The sequence below is a fragment of the Bradyrhizobium zhengyangense genome, from assembly GCF_022012435.1.
Lineage (GTDB): Bacteria > Pseudomonadota > Alphaproteobacteria > Rhizobiales > Xanthobacteraceae > Bradyrhizobium > Bradyrhizobium zhengyangense.
In genome coordinates, this window is the sequence record NZ_JAKLUA010000001.1 from 200,672 (window position 1) to 220,161 (window position 19,490).

Sequence of the window (19,490 nt, forward strand, 5' to 3'; positions counted from 1 at the left end):
TGAAAGCCTTGTGGGTCGAAAGCTGCGCCTTGGTCGAGGGGCGCGCAGCTTTCCCGAAGGGACGCATCATCACGATGGCCGATCGATATCACGACAGACCGTTTCCTTCCGATGACTATGGTCGCGGCGCAGATCAGCATGGGAAGGCGGACAGCGATCCCTTGGCCGAACTCGCGCGCCTGATCGGGCAGACCGATCCGTTCGCAGCGCAGGGCCGCCCGGGTGCGCGGCCGGCAGCGGCGCCTGCGCCGACGCAAAGCTATCAGGACGACGATTACCAGCGGGACGACCATCAGCAGGACTATGCCGAGCCCGCACCGCCGGCTCAGCCTGGGCCGCCTTCATGGATGCGCCGCGCCAACGTGCAGCCGCAGCCGGCGCCCGAACCTGACTATCCCGTTGCCGTGAATCCGATTCATCCGCTGCATCGCTATTCGGCTCAACCGGCCGCGCCCGAGCCGCAGTATCAGCAGCCGCAGCAGGCCTATCAGGATCAGGCTTACCAAGAGCAAGCCTACCATCAGGAGCCGGCCCAGCATCAAGCCTATGAAGCGCCTTACGAGCAACCTGATCCCGCGCGCTACGATGATGCGCTCTACGGGCGGCTCGAGTCGGGCGAGCAGGATTTTCAGCGTGAGCCGGCCTATCCGGACGATCCTTACGCATTCCAGAGCGACTATCCCGAGGCCGATCTCGATGAGCCCAGGAAATCGCGCGGCGGCATGATGACGGTCGCGGCGATCCTCGCGCTCGCCGTGGTCGGCACTGGCGCGGCTTTCGCCTACAAGACCTATATCGGCTCGCCCCGCAGCGGCGAGCCGCCGATCATCAAGGCCGACAACACGCCGACCAAGGTCGTGCCGGCTCCGTCGGACTCCTCGGCCAAGGTGCCGGACCGTATGGCAAGCGGCGACGGCAGTGAGAAGATCGTGCCGCGTGAGGAAGCGCCCGTCGACGTCAATGCCAAGGCGGCCGGTCCCCGGGTGGTGTTTCCGGCGCTGAACCAGAATGCCAACCCGCCTTCGGTCGCCAGCGTGTCGCCTTCGACCGCTCCGCCGCCGAGTGCTGGAGCGATCCCGAGCAACGGGACGATGCCGAACAGCGCGCCGCGCTCGATCAAGACGGTGGCTGTGAAGGGCGACCAGACAGATAGCGTCGTGCCGCAAGGCGCCGCAGCGCCGGCAGCGAAGCCGGCCGTGCCGGCGAAGCCGGTCGCGACACCGGCTGCGCCCCGCAATCCGCCAACCTCAGCCAATGCCAGCGCCAATCAGCCGCTCTCGCTGGCGCCGCAAGCCGCCCCGGCCGAGCCGCCGCAGCGCATGGCTGCGACCAATCCGACACAGATCGCGCCTGCGCCCAGCGGGGGCGGCTATGTCGTGCAGGTATCTTCGCAACAGAGCGAGGATAGCGCCGCCGCGTCCTACCGGGTGCTCCAGAGCAAATATGGTAGCGTGCTGGGCTCCCGCTCACCGGTGATCAAACGGGTCGACCTCACCGACAAGGGCAAGGGCATCGTCTACCGTGCCTTCGCCGGACCGTATGGCTCGGCTGATGAGGCGGTGCAGGCCTGCAACAATCTGAAATCGGCTGGCCTGCCGTCCTGCTTCGTCCAGAGGAATTAGCGGCCGTTTCCTTGACCCCCTCCGGGGGCAGGGTTAATCGGCCCTATGAGCACGCGGGCCTTCATTACCGGCGTATCCGGAACGGAACTGACCGCCGCTGGGCGGGCATTTGTCCGTGCCGAACGCCCATGGGACCTCATTCCCTTCAGGTTTGGCTTTGAGGTTTCGGCCCAAGTCGCGGTCAATGTTAGGGAATTGAACGCGCGGCAGTTGCTTGCGACGGATCAAGCCGGTTGCAGCATTCCCGTGGATGGCGCCGCCAAGCCGGTCCATCCGATGCCGACTTCTGCGACAATGATTGCTCAGGTGATTCGCAGCGCAATCGGGTTCCAGGGTTTGTTAATGAGTAATGACGTGCCGATGAAGACGCTGGCGGGACGCATTGGTGAGGCAAATAGCGCCATGCCGGCGGCCGGCGCGCCGCGTCACAGCAACGACAATGCGCAACTGGACGCATTGATCGCAAACACGGCATCCGCATGACCGCAGAGATTCTATCGTTTGAGACCGGCCGGCCCGCAGAGCTCGCCGAGGGCGAGCCGGCGTTGGTGGTGGACGTTGAGGGCTATGAAGGCCCGCTCGATCTGCTGCTCGCGCTGGCGCGGCAACAGAAGGTCGACCTCGCCAAGATCTCGATCCTGGCGCTGGCGGACCAGTACCTCCACTTCATCGAGGCCGCGCGAAAGATCCGCCTCGAGCTCGCCGCCGATTATCTCGTGATGGCGGCCTGGCTCGCCTTCCTGAAGTCGCGGCTGCTGCTGCCGGAGCCGCCGAGCGCGGAAGGTCCGAGCGCCGAGCAGATGGCGACTGCGCTCGCGAACCGCCTGCGCCGTCTCGAAGCCATTCGCGAAGCCGCCAACCGGCTGATGAACCGGGCGCAATTGCTGCGCGAGGTTTTCCCGCGCGGCGAGCCCGAGCAGATCGCCGAGATCAAGCATCCGAAATACACCGCGACGCTGTACGATTTGCTCACGGCTTACGCCTCGCAGCGCCAGTCGCGCGTGCTGGCGAGCGTACATCTGGCCAAGCGCACGGTGTGGTCGCTTGCCGAGGCGCGCGCCACGCTGGAGCGGCTGGTCGGCAGCATTACCGAGCAGGACGACTGGGGCGTGCTCGACGATTTCCTGATCCGTCACGTCGCAGATCCGACGCAGCGCGCGACGGTGTTCGCCTCGAGCTTCGCCGCCGCGCTTGAACTCGTGCGTGAAGGTCAGCTCGAGCTCAACCAGAAAGAGGCGTTTGCGCCCATCTATTTCCGCAAGGGGCGCGGGAAGCCGATCGTGGACGCAGTATCTTCGCCCGATGCCCCGGTCGGTTAAGTGCAAGAAGGAGAAGCTGCCATGGCAAGCCTGGCTGAAGTGCGGGTAGAAGAGGCCGAGCCGATGGAGAATGAAACCCAGGCACGTCCCGAAGAATTGCGGCTGCTGGAAGCGCTGCTTTTCGCCTCGAGCGAACCACTGGATACCGCGACGCTGGCCAAGCGTATGCCCGAGGGCGTCGACGTGAAGGCTGCACTTGAGCAGCTCCAGGCCGACTATGCCTTGCGCGGCGTCAACCTCGTGCGCGTCGCCAACAAATGGACGTTCCGCACCGCCGGCGATCTCGCCTGGCTGATGACGCGCGAGAGCACAGAGACCAAGCGCCTGTCGCGCGCGGCGATCGAGGTGCTCGCGATCATCGCCTATCACCAGCCGGTGACGCGTGCCGAGATCGAAGAGATCCGTGGCGTCGTCACCTCCAAGGGCACGCTCGACGTGCTGCTGGAGACCGGCTGGATCAAGCCGCGCGGCCGCCGCAAGACGCCCGGCCGTCCCTTGACCTTCGGAACCACCGAGGACTTCCTGTCGCAGTTCACCCTGGAACAGCTCGGCGACCTGCCGGGTCTGGAGGAGCTGAAGGGCACAGGCCTCCTGGATTCGCGCCTGCCGACCGGGTTCAGCGTACCGACGCCGTCGGATGATCCGGCGCTGCGTGAGGACGAGGATCCCTTGGAACCGGGCGACGAGCTCGATCTGGCGCTGGCGCCTGCCGTCGAGCCGGAGACGCCGCCGGAAGGTGGCAATGAGGGCGGTGAGGGTGGCGGCGAGGCGTGATCCTCCGGCCTTCTACGGGCCCCCTGCGACCGGTTAACACTAGCAAGATTACGTAGCGCCAACAGCGAATTGGCGCTGCCTTGGTCCTTGTTTTTGGGCCTTGCGAAGCCTACGTTCCGGTCAAGATCGGCCGGGTCCCGGCCATGCGCGTTTGGAGGGTTGCAGGATGGGTTCACTTAGCATTTGGCACTGGATCTTGGTGATCGCAGTGGTCCTGCTGCTGTTTGGCCGTGGCAAGATTTCGGATCTGATGGGCGACGTGGCGCAGGGCATCAAGGCCTTCAAGAAGGGCATGCAGGACGACGACAAGCCGGCTGAGAAGCAGGAGCCCTCGAAGGCCATCGAGCACAACGCCGCGCCGACCGCTGCGCGATCCGACGTCGGCAGCAAGGCCGTCTGAGCCAGGAGCACGCGAGACGCGGGAAACGGACCCGATCCTGCGCGTGAGGGATTGGGCCGATCGTGATTTCGCGTGAACGGAAGACGTCATGTTCGACATCGGCTGGAGTGAGCTGGTTCTGATCGGGGTCGTGGCCCTGGTCGCCATTGGCCCGAAAGAGCTGCCGGGCGTTTTGCGCATGGTCGGCCAGTGGATGGGCAAGGCGCGCAAGATGGCTGCCGAATTCCAGGGCCAGTTCCAGGAAGCCATGCGCGAGGCCGAGATGGCCGACCTCAAGAAGAGCTTTGACGAGGTCAAGGAAGCTGCTTCCGGCTTCACCGGCGGCGGTCTGATGACCTCGCTGCAGAAGGACGTCAGCGACGCGCTGCGCGTCGATGCGCTCGACAAGCCGGCTGAGACCACTCCGACCGCTGCCATCGAGCCACCCGCGACTTCAAGTGACGCGCCGACGACGCCAACGACACCGGAGGCTCCAACGCCGGAGACCTTCGTAGAAGCAGAGGCACATGCGGCGGTGAATGAGCCTCTCGCCATCACGCGAGAGGTCGAACCGGCTCCGGTCACCCAAGAGACCTTAAAAGAGACCGTCCAGCAGGACACCGCGCCATCCGAGGCGATCAAGGACGCCAAAGCGTCATGAGCGACGCCGAGATCGAGGCCAGCAAAGCCCCGCTGATGGACCACCTGATCGAGCTGCGGTCGCGGCTGATCAAGGCGCTGCTCGGCTTCGGCGTGGCCTTCATCTTCTGCTTCTTCTTCGCCAAGCAGATTTACAACGTGCTGGTCTGGCCGTTCGTGTGGGTCGCGGGCGCCGAGAACTCGAAATTCATCTACACCGCGCTGCTGGAATATTTCATCACCCAGCTCAAGCTCGCGCTGTTCGGTGCCGGCTTCATCTCGTTCCCGATCGTGGCGACGCAGATCTACAAGTTCGTCGCGCCCGGACTCTACAAGCACGAGAAGCAGGCCTTCCTGCCATATCTGGTCGCGACCCCGTTCTTCTTCGTGCTGGGCGCGATGCTGGTCTATTTCGTCGTGTTGCCGATGCTGGTGCGCTTCTCGCTCGGCATGCAGCAGATGGGAGGCGACGAGACCGCCCAGATCCAGCTGTTGCCCAAGGTCGGCGAATATCTCTCGCTGATGATGTCGCTGATCTTCGCCTTCGGCATCGCCTTCCAGCTCCCAGTGATCCTGACTCTGCTTGGGCGGGTCGGTATCATCACGTCAAAGATGCTGCGCGAGAAGCGCCGCTATTTCATTGTGCTGGCTTTCATCATCGCAGCCGTGCTGACGCCGCCTGATATCCTCAGCCAGTGCTCGCTGGCGATTCCGCTGCTCGCGCTCTACGAGGGCTCGATCATCTCGGTGTCGATGGTGGAGAAGAAGGCAGCTGCCTCGCAGGCGTCATCGGGCACTAACGCGTCGTCGGACGCGAATCCGGCGGAGTAGGGGCCGCACCCTCAGCGGTCATGCCCGGTCTAGTTGCGCAATTGCGCACGGGGGCGGGGCATCCAGTACGCCGCGGCCTATCGAGGAATCCTCGCCGTCTCTGGAATACTGGATCACCCGCTTTCGCGGGTGATGAGGCCTGTGCTAGGAGACGCGCCAGTGCGAACATACAACGTCGAACGTTGACTGTTTGCACGTTGATCCAGGACCACAGCCATGCACGACATCAAATCGATCCGCGATAATCCGCAAGCCTTCGACGCCGGCCTCGCCCGGCGAGGCCTGAAGCCGTTGTCGGCATCGCTGCTCGCGATCGACGAGCGACGGCGGGCCTCGATCCTCGCCTCCGAGCAGGCGCAGGCGCGGCGCAATGCTGCGTCCAAGGAAATCGGCGACGCCAAGAAAGCCAAGGACGAGGCGCGAGCTGCCAAACTGATGGCCGAGGTCGCCGAGCTCAAGACCACGATGCCTGAGCTCGAGGCCGCCGCAAAGGCTGCCGACGAAGAGCTGACCAAAGAGCTGTCTGCGATTCCGAACATTCCGTTCGATGAAGTGCCCGACGGCGTCGACGAGCACGGCAACATCCAGCACCACGTGTTCGGTGCCAAGCGCAGCTACGGCTTTGCGCCGAAGCTGCATGACGATCTCGGCACCGCGCTCGGCTACATGGATTTCGAGGCGGCAGCAAAACTCTCCGGCGCGCGCTTTGTCGTGCTGAAGAAGGGGCTCGCGCGGCTCGAGCGCGCGATCGGCCAGTTCATGCTCGACCTGCACACCACCGAGCACGGGTACACCGAGATCAATCCGCCTCTGCTCGTGCGCAACGAGGTGATGTTTGGCACCGGGCAGTTGCCGAAATTCGAAGACGATCAGTTCTGGGCGATCAAAGGCGAGCTGCTCGCTGCGCCCGATCATGAGCGGCTGAAGACCGAGCGCCTCGGCCTGATCCCGACGGCGGAAGTCTCGCTCACCAATCTCGCACGCGAGTCCATCCTCGACGAGAAGCAGTTGCCGATGCGTCTCACCGCGCTAACGCCGTGCTTCCGCGCCGAGGCGGGCGCGGCGGGGCGCGATACCCGCGGCATGATCCGCCAGCATCAGTTCACGAAGGTCGAGCTGGTCTCGATCACCACGCCCGAGACCAGCAAGGACGAGCTGGAGCGGATGCTGTCCTGCGCCGAGCAGGTGTTGCAGAAGCTCGACCTGCATTATCGCGTGATGACGCTCTGCGCAGGGGATATGGGTTTTTCGTCGCAAAAAACCTATGACATCGAGGTCTGGATGCCCGGGCAGGGCGACGGCGGCATGTTCCGCGAAATCTCGAGCTGCTCGGTCTGCGGCGACTTCCAGGCGCGGCGCATGGATGCGCGCTCGCGTGGTCCTGACGGCAAGCCGCGCTTCGTGCACACGCTGAACGGCTCCGGCACCGCTGTTGGCCGCGCGCTGATTGCTGTGATGGAGACCTATCAGCAGGAGGACGGCTCGATCGCGGTCCCCAGCGTGCTCCAGCCCTATATGGGCGGCCTGAAAGTGGTCGCGCGCGAATAGGTGCGATTGCTCGATGGCAATGGCAGAAACGTTTGGTTGCGAAGTTCGGGGCGCCGGCTATCCTGCCGGTGACCACCGAGCCCGAAACCGCCGTTCATGGCCTTGCACCGCGACATCTTCTGGATCGGCCGACAATGGGCGGTGACCGGTGCCGGCATCCAGGCCGTCGACCAGCGCTTGCGTGGTGTACTGGACATCGACATCGCACGGCTATGGGACGACGCGCTCATTCAGGGCCGCAGAGCAAAGGCCGGCGTCAATGTCGAGGATTTTGACAAGGCGGTGACGCTGGCACGGGGCCGCTATCCCCAGATGCCGGTGGCTGAGCCGCTCATCGCGCAACTCAAGACGCTCGGTGTGATTGAAACAACGCCCGTCGCGAGCCCGGTCGTGCCGGCAATGCAACTGCGTGCAGAGGGCAGGCTGGCGCGCTTCCTGCCGCAATGGCGGGTCCGCCGCTAGAGCGAACGGGGCAATTGCTGCGCTGCGGCAATGAGCGGGAATCACGGGTCAGGACTGCGCCGAAGGCGGTTTGCCTGATGTGTGATAGCCGGATAAGACGGCCTGACCCCAGCCCAGGAATCGACCACCGGCATGCGCATTCTCTGCACCAATGACGACGGCATCCATGCTCCCGGCCTCAAGGTCGTAGAGGAGATCGCACGCGCGCTGTCCGACGACGTTTGGGTGGTGGCGCCCGAGCTCGATCAGTCCGGCGTGTCGCATTCGCTGTCGCTGAACGATCCCTTGCGTCTGCGCGAGGTCGGTGAGCGGCGCTTTGCCGTGCGCGGCACGCCGACCGACTGCGTCATCATGGGCGCGCGTCATATCCTCGGTGCCAAGCTGCCCGACGTCGTGCTCTCCGGGGTCAACAAGGGGCGCAACGTTGCCGAGGACGTGGTCTATTCCGGCACCATCGCCGGTGCGCTCGAAGGCACCATTCTGGGTATCCCGTCATTCGCGCTGTCGCAGGAATTCAGCGTCGAGACGCGGGAGCGGCCGCCTTGGGACACCGCACGCAAATTCGGTCCTGATATCCTGCGCAAGGTGATCAAGGCCGGAATCCCCAGGGATACCGTCATTAACGTCAATTTCCCGTCCTGCGCGCCGGAGGACGTGCTCGGCATTCGCGTGACGCGGCAGGGCAAGCGCAATCTCGGCTTCCTCAGGATCGACGAGCGCAGGGACGGCCGCAACAATCCTTATTTCTGGATCGGCTTCGAGCGCGCGGCGATGATGGACACGCCGGCCGAAGGCACTGACCTCGCGGCGCTGCGCGAACGCTACGTCTCGGTCACCCCGCTGCGGCTCGACCGCACCAATGAAGCGTTTTCGGAAGAGCTAAGTGCGACGCTGAAGTAACAGCTAGCCGCCGCGAAGGGCGGCTTCGATGGTCTTGCCGAGCGCGTCGAGCTGAAACGGCTTTTGAAGCGCGGGCCGGTCGCGATATTGCTCCGGCAAGCCCGATGAGCCATAGCCGGTCGCGAAGATGAAGGGGCAGCCCTTGGCCTTTATGACGTCGGCGACCGGCGAGATCACCTTGCCGTTGACGTTGACGTCGAGGATGGCGATGTCGAAATCGGTCGCCTGGGCGAGCCGCATGGCCTCGGTGATGTCTCCCGCTTCGGCTGCGACCTTGTAGCCGAGCTCCTCCAGCATATCCGCGACCATCATTCGGATCATGACCTCGTCCTCGACGAGGAATACAGAGCGGCCCGAAAGCCCTGTCGCGGTCATTGTCGTTGAGTCCTTGCCCATTCCCGAAAACGTTCGCAGATAACGCGAATCGACGCAATGCGCGTTTCGGCCAACCGGCACTTGAAAATGGCCGTGGAGGCGCTTCGGCTGCGAGCCAATTTATGGTCAAACCCTAAGCCCAAAGGGCTATCATCGGTTCCTGAGCAGGAACAAGATTCTGGCCCTGGACATTGGCGCAGAAACCATCGATCCGGACCGGATGAGACGACATAAGCAGCGATGATCTCCAATCAGCCCCCGCCGGAAAAAATGATGTTTCAGCTCACGCTGAGACGTCGCGGCATCAGCGATCAGACCGTGTTGCGGACCATGGAGGAGGTGCCTCGCGAGCTCTTCGTCGAGGCCTCCGATCGTGACGGCGCCTATCGTGACAGCGCGCTGCCGATTGCCTGCGGGCAGACCATCAGCCAGCCCTTTGTCGTCGCCTACATGACCGAGCAGCTTCAGCTTCAGAAGAGCCACCGCGTGCTCGAGATCGGCGCCGGCTCCGGCTACCAGGCCGCCGTGCTGTCGAAGTTGTCGCGCGAGGTCCTGACCGTTGAGCGCTATCGCAAGCTCGCGGACGCGGCACGCGCCAGGCTCGAAAAGCTCGGCTGTCACAATGTTGAGGTGATGCTCGGCGACGGCTTGAACCTACCGCCGAACATCGGTCCGTTCGACCGCATCATCGTCACCGCCGCGGTGGAGCAGATTCCGGAGAACCTGATCGAGCGGCTCGAGGTTGGTGGCATCCTGATCGCGCCGGTCGGCCCGCACCAGGGCGTGCAGACGCTGACGCGGCTCAGCCGCAGCGAGACCGGGATCCAACGCAAGGAACTCGTGGAGGTGCGTTTCGTGCCGGCACTGCCGGGCGTGGCGCGGGAGCTGTAAAACTCCGGATCAGCAGTGCATCCAACATCTTATTGGGAGGGTTAAGCCGTTATTTACTTGGCGCGTGTTTACTTAAAACACCAGTTCTGTTGCGTACGAGTGAGTAACCATGTCTGTTGTCGCCGAGTTGCTTTACTCGCGCCGCGTACCGCAGGTCGCGGTGCTGGCGCTGATTTCCTTCAGTTTCGCAGGGTGCAGTGCCGACATGTCGTCGCGGCTGTCCCAGTCGAACTTCTCCAATCCCTTCTCCTCCGAGCAGACCGGTTCGGTGCAGCAGGCCCCGCCGCCGCAGCGAGACCTGCCGCAATATGCGCGGCCGCAGACCCAGCCGGGCTACTATCAGTCCCAGGCGCTGCCGCCGCCGGCAGTGGCTGCGCCGCAATCCTATCCCGTTGCAGCGGGTGGCGGCGTCTCTGGAGGCGGGCGGGGGCTCGGCTCCTACACGCCGCCGGCCCAGCCGCGTCTCGAAACCACCGGCACCGTGCCGCAGCGCTCCGTCGTGGCTGCGCAGCCGGCTGGCGGTACCAAGATCATCGTGGGTACCAGCGACACGCTCGATGTGCTCGCCAAGCGCTATCATGTGACGCCGCAGGCGATCCTTGCCGCCAACGGCTACAAGGGCCCGCGCGCACTTTCGCCAGGCCAGCAGATCGTCATCCCGCATCCGGGGGCTGCGGTTGCTGCACAAGTGCCGGTCACCGCGCCGGTTGCCGCGGCGCCTGCGATCGCGCCGAAGCCGGTTGCAGCCGTCGCTACTCCGCCCAGCTTCCACTTCGTCAATCACGGCGACACGCTCGCCAGCATCGCGCGCAAGAACCACATCTCCGCGGCCGAGCTTGCTCGCGCCAATGGTCTCGAGCCGTCCGCGAAGCTCAAGCTCGGCACCAAGCTGACTGTACCGGGCGCCAAGACCGCGGCGGTTGCCGCTCCGCTTGCTCCGGCGCCCGTCGGTGCGGCGCCCGTCGCGGCTGCGTTGCAGCCAGTTGCGGCCGCTCCGGCGCCTGCCACCAAGATGGCCGCTGTTGCTCAACCGGCGCAGAGCGCGCGTCTGGCCCAGGCCACCGCCAATATCGAAGAGAAGCCCGCGGCCGAGGCGCCCGCGAAGGCGGCCGAGACCACCAGCTCGTTGCCGACCTTCCGCTGGCCGGTGCGCGGCAAGGTGATCACGAGCTACGGCGCCAAGACCAACGGCAAGTCCAATGACGGCATCAATGTCGCGGTGCCCGAGGGTACGCCGGTCAAGGCGGCTGAAGACGGTGTCGTCGCCTATTCCGGCAACGAGCTGAAAGGTTACGGCAATCTGGTCCTGGTTCGGCACTCCAACGGCTACGTTACCGCATATGCCCATGCGAGTGAGCTGCTGGTGAAGCGCGGCGATACTATCAAGCGCGGTCAGGTCATTGCCAAGTCGGGTCAATCAGGGGAGGTGGCGTCGCCGCAGCTCCACTTCGAGATCCGTAAGGGATCGAGCCCGGTTGACCCGCTTCAATTCCTCAACGGGGCCTGAGGCCGACGTCGCCTCCGCAATAGAGGTGTCGTCGCCCGGCTCGACCGGGCGACCCGGTACGCCGCGGCCTCTCGATCGATCACAATCGCCACTGGAATACTGGATCGCCCGCTTTCGCGGGCGATGACAGTTTCGAGTGTAGGGATAGCCTGGCTATTTTGTCGTCAGCTTAACACCGAGCCGGCCGGCCAGCTCCTGCACGAACTGCCAGGCGACGCGGCCCGAGCGCGAGCCGCGCGTGGTTGACCATTCCAGCGCTTCACGCTCCAGCGCCTCGTCGTCGACCTTGACGCCGAAATGGCTGCAATAGCCGCTTACCATGGCGAGATATTCGTCCTGGCTGCAGCGGTGGAAGCCGAGCCAGAGGCCGAAGCGATCCGACAGCGAAACCTTCTCCTCGACCGCTTCGCCCGGATTGATCGCGGTCGAACGTTCGTTCTCGATCATGTCGCGCGCGAGCAGATGGCGGCGGTTCGAGGTCGCGTAGAGGATGACGTTCTCGGGTCGGCCCTCGATGCCGCCTTCGAGCAGGGCCTTGAGCGATTTGTAGGACGCGTCATTGCCGTCGAAGGAGAGGTCATCGATGAACACGATGAAGTTGAAGTCGGCGTCGCGAAGCTTCCCCATCAGCATCGGCAGCGTTTCGATGTCCTCGCGATGGATCTCGATCAGCTTGAGCTTGTCGGAGGCTTTGCGGTCCGCGTTGATGCTGGCGTGGGCAGCCTTCACGAGCGACGACTTGCCCATGCCGCGCGCGCCCCAGAGCAGCGCATTGTTGGCGGGCAGGCCGTTGGCGAAGCGCTCGGTGTTCTCCATCAGGATGTCGCGCATCCGGTCGACGCCCTTGAGCAGGAACAGCTCGACGCGGCTGACCCGCGGCACCGCGGCCAGGCGGCCGTCGGGGTGCCAGACATAGGCGTCCGCCCGGTCGAACGACTCACGCTCCACGGTCGGCTTGCCCTGGGCGACGAGGTGGGCCGCGATGGTCTCCAGCGCGCGGACAATGCGTTCCTGGGTAAGGTCGGGGGAGGCCTTTGGAGCAGCCTTTGAGACCGCATTGGGGCGTTTTGCCGCGACCTGGGCGCGCTTCGTGGCAGGGATACGGGGGCCTTTGCCGGCCGGGCTTTTGCTGAGGTTTTTGGGCATGTCCGAAGTTCCTGAGAATGCAGCCTTATCGGGCCTGACGGCGCGCCGCAAGGTAGCCAAATCGCCGGTCTGGCAGCGTTGCAATTGGGGCGGTGGTCGCTATAGTCCGCGCGAATTTGACCGAGCCGGTCGCCGTCAAGGCCTGACCGGCTTCCCCCGTTTCCACGAGGATCGTCCGAATGCTGATTACCCCTGCGTATGCCCAGGCCGCGGGCGCCGGTGACACCAACAGCATGTTGATGTCGCTGCTGCCGTTCGCCCTGATCTTCGTGATCATGTACTTCCTGATTCTGCGTCCGCAGCAGAAGAAGGTGAAGGACCACGCCGAGCTGGTGAAGAACATCCGCCGCGGCGACACCGTCGTGACGTCGGGCGGCCTCGTCGGCAAGGTCACCAAGGTGGTCGATGACGACCAGATCGAGTTCGAAATTTCCGACGGTGTGCGCGTGCGCCAGATGCGCTCGATGATCTCGGGGGTGCGCGCCAAGGGCGAGCCGGCCAAGGACAGCGCGAAGGAAAGCGCCAAGGACGACGCCGGGGCGAAGTGAGCGCTTTCCTGCGAGCATCTCAAATCTCCTGATCTGACAGGTCCAGTCGATGTTGTATTTCACGCGGTGGAGGGCGCTCGGGATCATCCTGACGGCGCTGATCGTGTGCCTCTTTGCGGTTCCGAACTTCTTCTCCGAAGCGCAGGTCAAGACCTGGCCCGCCTGGGCGCAGCGGCGCCTTGTGTTGGGTCTCGACTTGCAGGGCGGCTCCTCGCTGCAGCTCGAGGTCGATTCCAGCTATGTGAAGAAGGAAAAGCTCGACCAGATTCGCGACGACGTTCGTCGCGTTCTGCGCGAGGCCAAGATCGTTTACACCGGTCTCGTCACGAAGGGCGATGCGGTCGAGGTGCGCGTCAAGGACGCGGATCTCCAGACGACGCTCGCCAAGTTGCGTGAGCTTGCGCAGCCGATTGGCGGCCTCATGGGGTCCAGCGGCCAGCGCGACATTGAAGTCGCCGACGCCGGTGGTGGATTGATCCGCCTCGGTATTCCGGAGCCCGCGATGATCGAGCGCTTGCGCAAGACCATCGAGCAGTCGATCCAGATCGTCGAGAAGCGCGTCAACGAACTCGGCACCGTCGAACCCATCATCCAGCGTCAGGGGAACGACCGCATCCTGGTGCAGGTGCCGGGTTTGCAGGATCCCACCCATTTGAAGGAGCTGCTGGGCAAGACCGCGAAGATGGAATTCCGCATGGTCGATCCCTCGGTGCCGCTGGACCAGGCCCAGCAGGGCGGGTTGCCGCCGGACACTGAGTTCCTGCCGGCCGCCACGCCGCCGCCGGCCGGCTATGTGGTCAAGAAGCAGGTGCTGGTTGCGGGCGGCGACCTGACCGACGCCCAAGCGACCTTCGACCAGCGCACCAATGAGCCTGTCGTCAGCTTCAAGTTCAATACCTCGGGCGCGCGCAAGTTCGCGCAGGCCACGCAGGAGAATGTCGGGCTGCCCTTCGCGATCATCCTCGATAATAAGGTGATCTCGGCGCCGGTCATTCGCGAGCCGATCACCGGCGGCCAGGGCCAGATCTCCGGCAGTTTCACCGTGCAATCGGCCAACGACCTCGCGATCCTGTTGCGCGCCGGCGCGCTGCCGGCGCCGCTCACGGTGGTGGAGGAACGCACCGTCGGTCCGGGCCTCGGCCAGGACTCGATCGAGAAGGGCGAGCTTGCGGCCTATGTCGGCTCGATCATGGTCGTCGTGTTCATGCTGTTGACGTACCGGCTGTTTGGCGTGTTCGCCAATATCGCCGTCTGTATCAACGTCGCAATGATCTTCGGCCTGTTGTCGCTGCTAAGCGCCACGCTGACCCTGCCAGGCATCGCCGGCATCGTGCTCACCGTCGGCATCGCGGTCGACTCCAACGTGCTGATCTATGAGCGCATCCGCGAGGAGCTGCGCGGCGGGAGAAGCCCGATCTCTGCGATCGATGCAGGCTTCAAGCGGGCGCTTGCGACCATTCTCGATTCCAACATCACGACCTTCATTGCCGCTGCCGTGCTGTTCATGATCGGCACCGGACCGGTGCGCGGCTTCGCTGTAACGCTCGGTATCGGCATCATCACCACTGTGTTCACCGCCTTCACCATGACCCGTCTGATCGTGGCGTGGTGGGTGCAGTGGAAGCGGCCGAAGACTGTGCCGATTTGATCATTCGAGGCCGGCTGTGACCACTACTCAACTCGTACTCATCTCTCTCGGCGTGCTGATTGCCGTGCTGACCGTGGTCAGCGTGCTCGGCCTGCTGCCGTCGCTGCGTATCGTGCCAGACGACACGCATTTCGACTTCACCCAGTTCCGCCGGATCTCGTTCCCGATCTCGGCAACGCTCTCGATCGTCGCCATCGTGCTGTTCTTCACGCATGGCCTGAACTTCGGCATCGATTTCAAGGGCGGCACCTTGATGGAGGTACGGGCCAAGTCGGGCACAGCCGATCTTGCACAGATGCGCACGACGCTTGGCAGCCTCGGTCTCGGCGAAGTCCAGCTGCAGCAATTCGGCGGCCCCGCCGACGTGCTGCTTCGCGTTGCCGAGCAGCCGGGCGGCGACAAGGCGCAGCAGGAAGCGGTGGACAAGGTTCGCGGCGCCCTCGGTGAGTCCGTGGAGTATCGCCGCGTCGAGGTGGTGGGTCCGCGTGTCTCCGGTGAACTGCTGGGTTGGGGCATGGCCGGCCTGATGCTGGCCATCGTTGCGATCCTGATCTATCTCTGGTTCCGGTTTGAATGGCAGTTCGCGCTCGGCGCCATGATTGCCAACGTGCACGATATCGTGCTGACGATCGGCTTCATGTCGATCAGCCAGGTCGATTTCGACCTGACCAGCATCGCGGCGCTTCTGACCATTCTGGGCTATTCGCTCAACGACACCGTCGTCATCTACGACCGCATCCGTGAAATGCTGCGGCGTTACAAGAAGATGCCGATGCCGCAGCTGCTGAACGAGTCCATCAATTCGACGCTGTCGCGCTCGATCATCACCCACTTGACGGTCACGTTGGCATTGCTGGCGCTGCTGCTGTTCGGCGGTCACGCCATTCACAGCTTCACGGCCGTCATGATGTTCGGCGTGGTGCTGGTCGGCACCTACACCTCGATCTTCATCGCAGCGCCGATCCTGATCTATCTCGGCGTCGGCGAGCATCGCGAGGATGCGAAGGAAGAGGCTCCGCCGGCGAAGAAAAACAAGGCATGATCCGAACCGCATGCCCTCGCATGGGTTTGCGAGGGTGATAGCCTCATTCGGACGAAGCTCATGGCCGGCGATCCCAACGCTCCCCATTTCCCGCGCTCGGCGCCGATCGAGGCCTATGGCAAGGGTGGCTTCGCCTTTGGCGGCATGTCGCACCGGGGCTCGCTGCTGTGCCTGCCCGATGCGATCTGGGCCTGGGACGTGACCGATCCCACCAAGATCGACCGCTATTCTCTGGATCGGGTGTTTGCGGCCGCCAACAGCATCGACACGCTGCTGGTCGGCACCGGAACCGGGCTCTGGCTGCCGCCGCCGGAGCTGCGCCAGGCGCTCAAAGCGGTGAGGGTGGTGCTGGACACGATGCAGACCGGGCCGGCCGTACGCACCTACAACATCATGATCGGCGAACGGCGCCGCGTCGCGGCCGCGCTGATTGCGGTGCCATGAGCAGCGCTGCGACGCCGCCCGACACCGTGACATATTGCGCCGACCTCGTGCGCAGCCACGACTTTCCGCACTACGTCGCGACGCTGTTCGCACCGGCCGCGGCGCGCCGGGCGATGCTCGCGCTCTACGCCTTCAATGTCGAGATCGTCCGCGTTCGCGATCAGGTGAGCCAGCCGTTGCCCGGCGAGATCCGCTTCCAATGGTGGACCGATCTATTCTCGGGCCTGGCCCACGGCAGCGCCGAGGGCAATCCGGTGGCGGCGGAACTGTTGCGCGCAATCCGCGATTTTGACCTGCCGGTCGAGCCGCTGTCGCTGCTGGTCGACGAGCATCAGTTCGATCTCTACAATGATCCGATGCCGACCATGACGGCGCTCGAAGGCTATCTGGCTGCAACCTCTTCGGCCCTGTTCGCGCTCGCGGCGCGGATCATGGGCGACACTTCCGATGCGGCCGAGCATGTGGCACGGCACGCCGGGCTGGCGCAGGGTATTGCGCACGTGATCGCGAATCTGCCCCGGGACGCGTCCCATCGGCAATTGTTCCTGCCGCAACAACTCCTGGCCGGCCATGGCTGTGCCATGGAGGATGTATTCTCGGGCAAGGCGACGCCCAATCTCCATGCCGCGCTGAACCAACTGATCGGCGATGCGCGGCAGCATCTGGCGACAGCGTCGTCCCTGCTGGCACAGCTGCCGCCGTCGGCGCGGGCTGCGTTCCTGCCGCTGAGCCAGGCACAGGCCGATCTCGATCGCCTGGCGCGGCCTGGGCGCAACCCCTTCGCCCCGCAGCCGGTGTCGCGGCTGCGTACGCTCTGGACGCTGTGGCGGGCTTCACGCTCCCGGGAATTTACCAAATAGCGGTCGGCTTATCGCGCGTATGGGGCAAATGCACTATGCTGTCCCATGGCCGAATTGTCCCAAACCGCAATCCCCGATCTGAGCGGCTTTCCGGTTACGCCGGCTGACATTCACGCTGCAGCCGAAATCATCCGCGGCGCCGTCGTCGAGACGCCCTGCAGCTACAGCCGAACGCTGAGCAACATATGTGGCTGCGACCTCTGGCTTAAATTCGAGAACCTCCAGTTCACCTCCTCGTTCAAGGAGCGCGGCGCGCTGAACCGGCTCAACGCGCTGACGCCGGAAGAGCGTGCGCGCGGCGTCGTTGCCATGTCGGCGGGCAATCATGCGCAGGGCGTCGCCTATCACGCCAGGCGGCTCGGCGTTCCCGCCACCATCGTCATGCCTGTGGGCACGCCGATGGTGAAGGTCGAGAATACCCGACATCACGGCGCGGAGGTGGTCGTCACCGGGGCGACGCTGGAGGAGGCGGCTGCATTTGCGCGCAGCCATGGCGAAGCCCGCGGCATGATCTTCGTCCACCCCTATGACGACCCGCTGGTGATTGCCGGGCAGGGCACGGTCGGGCTGGAAATACTCAAGGCGGTGCCGGAGCTCGACACGCTGGTCGTGCCGATCGGGGGTGGTGGCCTGATCAGCGGCATCGCCATTGCGGCGAAATCGATCAAGCCTTCGCTGCGCATCCTCGGTGTCGAGGCCTGGCTCTATCCTTCGATGTACAATGCCATCCATGGCAGCAATCTGCCGGCGCGGGGCGATACGCTGGCCGAAGGCATTGCGGTCAAGTCGCCGGGCAAGATCACCACCGAGATCGTCCGCGGCCTCGTCGACGACATCGCGCTTGTCAATGAAGCCGAGCTCGAGCGTGCGGTAGCCACCCTGATCTCGATCGAGAAGACGGTCGTCGAGGGCGCGGGCGCTGCAGGTCTTGCAGCACTCATGTCAGATCCCACGCGCTTTGCCGGCGAGAAGGTTGGTCTGGTCCTGAGCGGCGGCAACATCGACACCAGGCTGATCGCCTCGGTGCTGACGCGCGAGCTTGCGCGCGAGGGACGGCTGACGCAGCTCTCGCTCGATATTCCTGACAGGCCCGGCCAATTGGCCGCGGTCGCGGCGCTGCTGGCGGAGGCTGGTGCCAACATCATCGAGGTCTCGCATCAGCGAACCTTCTCGGACCTGCCGGCCAAGGCGACGCTGCTCCAACTCGTCATCGAGACCCGTGATAGCGCTCATCTCGACGAGGTCATGGCCAAGCTCGGTGCATCCGGATTGAGCGCGCGCTGCACCTGAGGCGACGCTATCGCGACACCAGACCCGCCACGTGGGCAATCAGCCGATCGATCTCGGCTTCCGTGTTGTAATAATGCGGTGATGCCCGCACCACGACCGGGAGGGCGCGGACTTCCGCGTCGATGCGGGTGCTCGACGGATCGGACGCGCCGATAACAATACCGGCCGCAGCGGCGATGGTGACGATCGCGTCCGCTTCGAAGCCTTCCATCGTGAAACTGACGATGGCACCCGGCGTGCGGCCGAGATCGCGAATGGTGATACCGCTGATGGCGGCAAGGCCATTGCGAAGGCGGTCCGCCAAGAGGCGGCAACGCCGCTGGATCGGGCCGAGGCCGATCGCAAGGGTGTAGTCGATGGCCGCGCCCAGCCCGAGCCGCGCCGCGTAATTGTTCTCCCACGTCTCGAACCGGCGCGCATCGTCGCGGAGCTGATAGTGGTCGCGAGAGACCCACGGCGCCGCAAAATGGTCGATCATCGGCGGCTCAAGCTGCTGCAGCAACTCGCGGCGGACATAAAGGAAGCCCGTGCCGCGCGGGCCGCGCAGGAATTTGCGCCCCGTCGCCGACAGCATGTCGCAGCCGATCGCTTCGACGTCGACCTGCATCTGACCGACCGCCTGACAGGCGTCGAGCAGATAGGGAATGCCATGTGTCCGCGCGATCTTGCCGATCGCTGCGGCCGGATTGACCAGCCCGCCATTGGTCGGAACCCAGGTGATGGCGATGAGTTTTACGCGCGCGTCGATCATGCGTTCGAGCGCGCCGACATCGAGTTCGCCGCTGGATTCACTCGGCACGACTTCAATGACCGCGCCCGTGCGCTTGGCAACTTGCAGGAATGCGACATAGTTGGCGGCGTATTCCGCTTCGGCGGTCAGGATCCGGTCGCCGGCGCGAAACGGCAGCGCATAGAACGCCATCTGCCAGGCGACGGTGGCGTTTTCCATCAGCGCGATCTCGTCCGGCGCGGCGTTCAGCAGGCGTGCCACCGAGCCGTAGACAGCGTCGAGCCGGCCAGCCTCGCGGTCGGCGGCAGCATAACCTCCGATCTCGGCCTCGAGGTCGATATGCTGCTTCATCGCTGCGACAACGGGTGACGGCATCAGTGCTGCGCCAGCGTTGTGGAGATAGGTGAGCCGGGAGGTGGCCGGAGTGTCGGCCCGGATTCGGTCGATGTCGATCAAGCGCGTCTCCCTCTCGCAGGCCCCCCATATGGATTAGACGCGCCAAAGCAGGCGGGCAAGACCGCGGGCCGACGAGGGA

At 64.5% G+C, this 19,490-nt stretch carries 21 protein-coding genes; 18 read left to right on the plus strand and 3 right to left on the minus strand.

Annotated features, from left to right (window positions below; all coding sequences use genetic code 11):
- Positions 1-74 precede the first annotated feature (74 nt).
- The 10 genes from L6637_RS00950 to surE all read left to right on the plus strand — a co-directional run bounded on the left by L6637_RS00950 (position 75) and on the right by surE (position 8,474).
- Positions 75-1,622 carry an SPOR domain-containing protein gene (locus tag L6637_RS00950; RefSeq protein WP_237862156.1) on the plus strand — a complete coding sequence of 516 codons (1,548 nt, stop codon included), beginning with the start codon at positions 75-77 and terminating at the stop codon, positions 1,620-1,622.
- A 45-nt stretch (positions 1,623-1,667) separates the two neighbouring features.
- On the plus strand, positions 1,668-2,105 hold the full coding sequence (locus tag L6637_RS00955) for a hypothetical protein (RefSeq protein WP_237862158.1): 438 nt from the start codon (positions 1,668-1,670) through the stop codon (positions 2,103-2,105).
- Positions 2,102-2,941 carry a segregation and condensation protein A gene (locus tag L6637_RS00960; RefSeq protein ID WP_237862159.1) on the plus strand — a complete coding sequence of 280 codons (840 nt, stop codon included), beginning with the start codon at positions 2,102-2,104 and terminating at the stop codon, positions 2,939-2,941. The genes L6637_RS00955 and L6637_RS00960 overlap by 4 nt, the downstream gene beginning before the upstream one ends.
- 21 nt (positions 2,942-2,962) lie before the next feature.
- Complete coding sequence (scpB, locus tag L6637_RS00965; RefSeq protein WP_237862161.1) at positions 2,963-3,715, plus strand: SMC-Scp complex subunit ScpB; 753 nt, start codon at positions 2,963-2,965, stop codon at positions 3,713-3,715.
- Between the two features lie 166 nt (positions 3,716-3,881).
- A complete protein-coding gene (locus L6637_RS00970) occupies positions 3,882-4,115 on the plus strand; it encodes a twin-arginine translocase TatA/TatE family subunit (RefSeq protein WP_237862163.1) in 234 nt (77 codons plus the stop codon).
- Positions 4,116-4,203: 88 nt separating this feature from the next.
- Entirely contained in the window at positions 4,204-4,755 is a 552-nt protein-coding gene (tatB, locus tag L6637_RS00975) for a Sec-independent protein translocase protein TatB (protein ID WP_237862165.1), read from the plus strand.
- Complete coding sequence (gene tatC / locus L6637_RS00980; RefSeq protein WP_237862167.1) at positions 4,752-5,564, plus strand: twin-arginine translocase subunit TatC; 813 nt, start codon at positions 4,752-4,754, stop codon at positions 5,562-5,564. The genes tatB and tatC overlap by 4 nt, the downstream gene beginning before the upstream one ends.
- A 216-nt stretch (positions 5,565-5,780) precedes the next feature.
- Complete coding sequence (gene serS / locus L6637_RS00985; RefSeq protein WP_237862169.1) at positions 5,781-7,112, plus strand: serine--tRNA ligase; 1,332 nt, start codon at positions 5,781-5,783, stop codon at positions 7,110-7,112.
- A 96-nt stretch (positions 7,113-7,208) separates the two neighbouring features.
- Positions 7,209-7,574: a hypothetical protein gene (locus L6637_RS00990; RefSeq protein ID WP_237862171.1), complete on the plus strand. Its 366-nt coding sequence runs from the start codon at positions 7,209-7,211 to the stop codon at positions 7,572-7,574.
- Between the two features lie 132 nt (positions 7,575-7,706).
- Positions 7,707-8,474: a 5'/3'-nucleotidase SurE gene (gene surE, locus L6637_RS00995; RefSeq protein ID WP_237862173.1), complete on the plus strand. Its 768-nt coding sequence runs from the start codon at positions 7,707-7,709 to the stop codon at positions 8,472-8,474.
- Positions 8,475-8,477: 3 nt separating this feature from the next.
- Here the strand turns inward: surE and L6637_RS01000 are convergent, their stop codons facing one another.
- Positions 8,478-8,849 (minus strand): response regulator, encoded by a 372-nt coding sequence (locus tag L6637_RS01000; protein ID WP_237862175.1) that lies wholly within the window; start codon positions 8,847-8,849, stop codon positions 8,478-8,480.
- A gap of 240 nt (positions 8,850-9,089) precedes the next feature.
- Here L6637_RS01000 and L6637_RS01005 point away from each other — a divergent pair, with 240 nt between their 5' ends.
- Positions 9,090-9,740, plus strand: a complete 651-nt coding sequence (locus L6637_RS01005) for a protein-L-isoaspartate(D-aspartate) O-methyltransferase (RefSeq protein ID WP_237862177.1) — start codon at positions 9,090-9,092, stop codon at positions 9,738-9,740.
- A gap of 109 nt (positions 9,741-9,849) precedes the next feature.
- Positions 9,850-11,247, plus strand: a complete 1,398-nt coding sequence (locus tag L6637_RS01010; RefSeq protein WP_237862179.1) for a LysM peptidoglycan-binding domain-containing M23 family metallopeptidase — start codon at positions 9,850-9,852, stop codon at positions 11,245-11,247.
- A gap of 153 nt (positions 11,248-11,400) precedes the next feature.
- Here L6637_RS01010 and L6637_RS01015 read toward each other — a convergent pair whose 3' ends face one another.
- Positions 11,401-12,393, minus strand: coding sequence for an ATP-binding protein (locus tag L6637_RS01015; protein WP_237862181.1), 993 nt, complete (start codon positions 12,391-12,393; stop codon positions 11,401-11,403).
- 179 nt (positions 12,394-12,572) lie between these two features.
- On the opposite strand from L6637_RS01015, the gene yajC reads away from it, so the two are divergent.
- The 6 genes from yajC to L6637_RS01045 are packed head-to-tail and all read left to right on the plus strand — an operon-like array spanning position 12,573 to position 18,225.
- Positions 12,573-12,941, plus strand: a complete 369-nt coding sequence (gene yajC / locus L6637_RS01020) for a preprotein translocase subunit YajC (protein WP_057755761.1) — start codon at positions 12,573-12,575, stop codon at positions 12,939-12,941.
- A 49-nt stretch (positions 12,942-12,990) separates the two neighbouring features.
- On the plus strand, positions 12,991-14,589 hold the full coding sequence (gene secD, locus L6637_RS01025) for a protein translocase subunit SecD (protein WP_237862183.1): 1,599 nt from the start codon (positions 12,991-12,993) through the stop codon (positions 14,587-14,589).
- A gap of 16 nt (positions 14,590-14,605) precedes the next feature.
- Positions 14,606-15,631 carry a protein translocase subunit SecF gene (gene secF / locus L6637_RS01030; protein WP_237862185.1) on the plus strand — a complete coding sequence of 342 codons (1,026 nt, stop codon included), beginning with the start codon at positions 14,606-14,608 and terminating at the stop codon, positions 15,629-15,631.
- A 60-nt stretch (positions 15,632-15,691) separates the two neighbouring features.
- A complete protein-coding gene (locus tag L6637_RS01035; protein WP_237862187.1) occupies positions 15,692-16,075 on the plus strand; it encodes an Mth938-like domain-containing protein in 384 nt (127 codons plus the stop codon).
- Positions 16,072-16,935 (plus strand): phytoene/squalene synthase family protein, encoded by an 864-nt coding sequence (locus L6637_RS01040; RefSeq protein ID WP_237862189.1) that lies wholly within the window; start codon positions 16,072-16,074, stop codon positions 16,933-16,935. Before L6637_RS01035 ends, L6637_RS01040 begins: the two co-directional genes overlap by 4 nt.
- A gap of 45 nt (positions 16,936-16,980) precedes the next feature.
- Positions 16,981-18,225, plus strand: coding sequence for a threonine ammonia-lyase (locus L6637_RS01045; RefSeq protein ID WP_237862191.1), 1,245 nt, complete (start codon positions 16,981-16,983; stop codon positions 18,223-18,225).
- A 7-nt stretch (positions 18,226-18,232) separates the two neighbouring features.
- On the opposite strand, the gene L6637_RS01050 is transcribed toward L6637_RS01045, so the two are convergent.
- Positions 18,233-19,411 carry an aminotransferase class V-fold PLP-dependent enzyme gene (locus L6637_RS01050; protein ID WP_237862193.1) on the minus strand — a complete coding sequence of 393 codons (1,179 nt, stop codon included), beginning with the start codon at positions 19,409-19,411 and terminating at the stop codon, positions 18,233-18,235.
- Between the last annotated feature and the right edge of the window lie 79 nt (positions 19,412-19,490).

Bases quoted from the DNA above. Each gene is read 5' to 3' on its own strand.
- scpB (WP_237862161.1), top strand. From the start codon at position 2,963: ATGGCAAGCCTGGCTGAAGTGCGGGTAGAAGAGGCCGAGCCGATGGAG.
- secD (WP_237862183.1), top strand. From the start codon at position 12,991: ATGTTGTATTTCACGCGGTGGAGGGCGCTCGGGATCATCCTGACGGCG.
- L6637_RS01000 (WP_237862175.1), bottom strand. From the start codon at position 8,849: ATGACCGCGACAGGGCTTTCGGGCCGCTCTGTATTCCTCGTCGAGGAC.
- L6637_RS01035 (WP_237862187.1), top strand. From the start codon at position 15,692: ATGGCCGGCGATCCCAACGCTCCCCATTTCCCGCGCTCGGCGCCGATC.
- L6637_RS00990 (WP_237862171.1), top strand. From the start codon at position 7,209: ATGGCCTTGCACCGCGACATCTTCTGGATCGGCCGACAATGGGCGGTG.
- yajC (WP_057755761.1), top strand. From the start codon at position 12,573: ATGCTGATTACCCCTGCGTATGCCCAGGCCGCGGGCGCCGGTGACACC.
- serS (WP_237862169.1), top strand. From the start codon at position 5,781: ATGCACGACATCAAATCGATCCGCGATAATCCGCAAGCCTTCGACGCC.
- L6637_RS00960 (WP_237862159.1), top strand. From the start codon at position 2,102: ATGACCGCAGAGATTCTATCGTTTGAGACCGGCCGGCCCGCAGAGCTC.
- L6637_RS01010 (WP_237862179.1), top strand. From the start codon at position 9,850: ATGTCTGTTGTCGCCGAGTTGCTTTACTCGCGCCGCGTACCGCAGGTC.
- tatC (WP_237862167.1), top strand. From the start codon at position 4,752: ATGAGCGACGCCGAGATCGAGGCCAGCAAAGCCCCGCTGATGGACCAC.
- L6637_RS00950 (WP_237862156.1), top strand. From the start codon at position 75: ATGGCCGATCGATATCACGACAGACCGTTTCCTTCCGATGACTATGGT.
- L6637_RS01040 (WP_237862189.1), top strand. From the start codon at position 16,072: ATGAGCAGCGCTGCGACGCCGCCCGACACCGTGACATATTGCGCCGAC.
- L6637_RS01045 (WP_237862191.1), top strand. From the start codon at position 16,981: ATGGCCGAATTGTCCCAAACCGCAATCCCCGATCTGAGCGGCTTTCCG.
- L6637_RS00970 (WP_237862163.1), top strand. From the start codon at position 3,882: ATGGGTTCACTTAGCATTTGGCACTGGATCTTGGTGATCGCAGTGGTC.
- surE (WP_237862173.1), top strand. From the start codon at position 7,707: ATGCGCATTCTCTGCACCAATGACGACGGCATCCATGCTCCCGGCCTC.
- tatB (WP_237862165.1), top strand. From the start codon at position 4,204: ATGTTCGACATCGGCTGGAGTGAGCTGGTTCTGATCGGGGTCGTGGCC.
- L6637_RS01015 (WP_237862181.1), bottom strand. From the start codon at position 12,393: ATGCCCAAAAACCTCAGCAAAAGCCCGGCCGGCAAAGGCCCCCGTATC.
- L6637_RS01005 (WP_237862177.1), top strand. From the start codon at position 9,090: ATGATCTCCAATCAGCCCCCGCCGGAAAAAATGATGTTTCAGCTCACG.
- L6637_RS00955 (WP_237862158.1), top strand. From the start codon at position 1,668: ATGAGCACGCGGGCCTTCATTACCGGCGTATCCGGAACGGAACTGACC.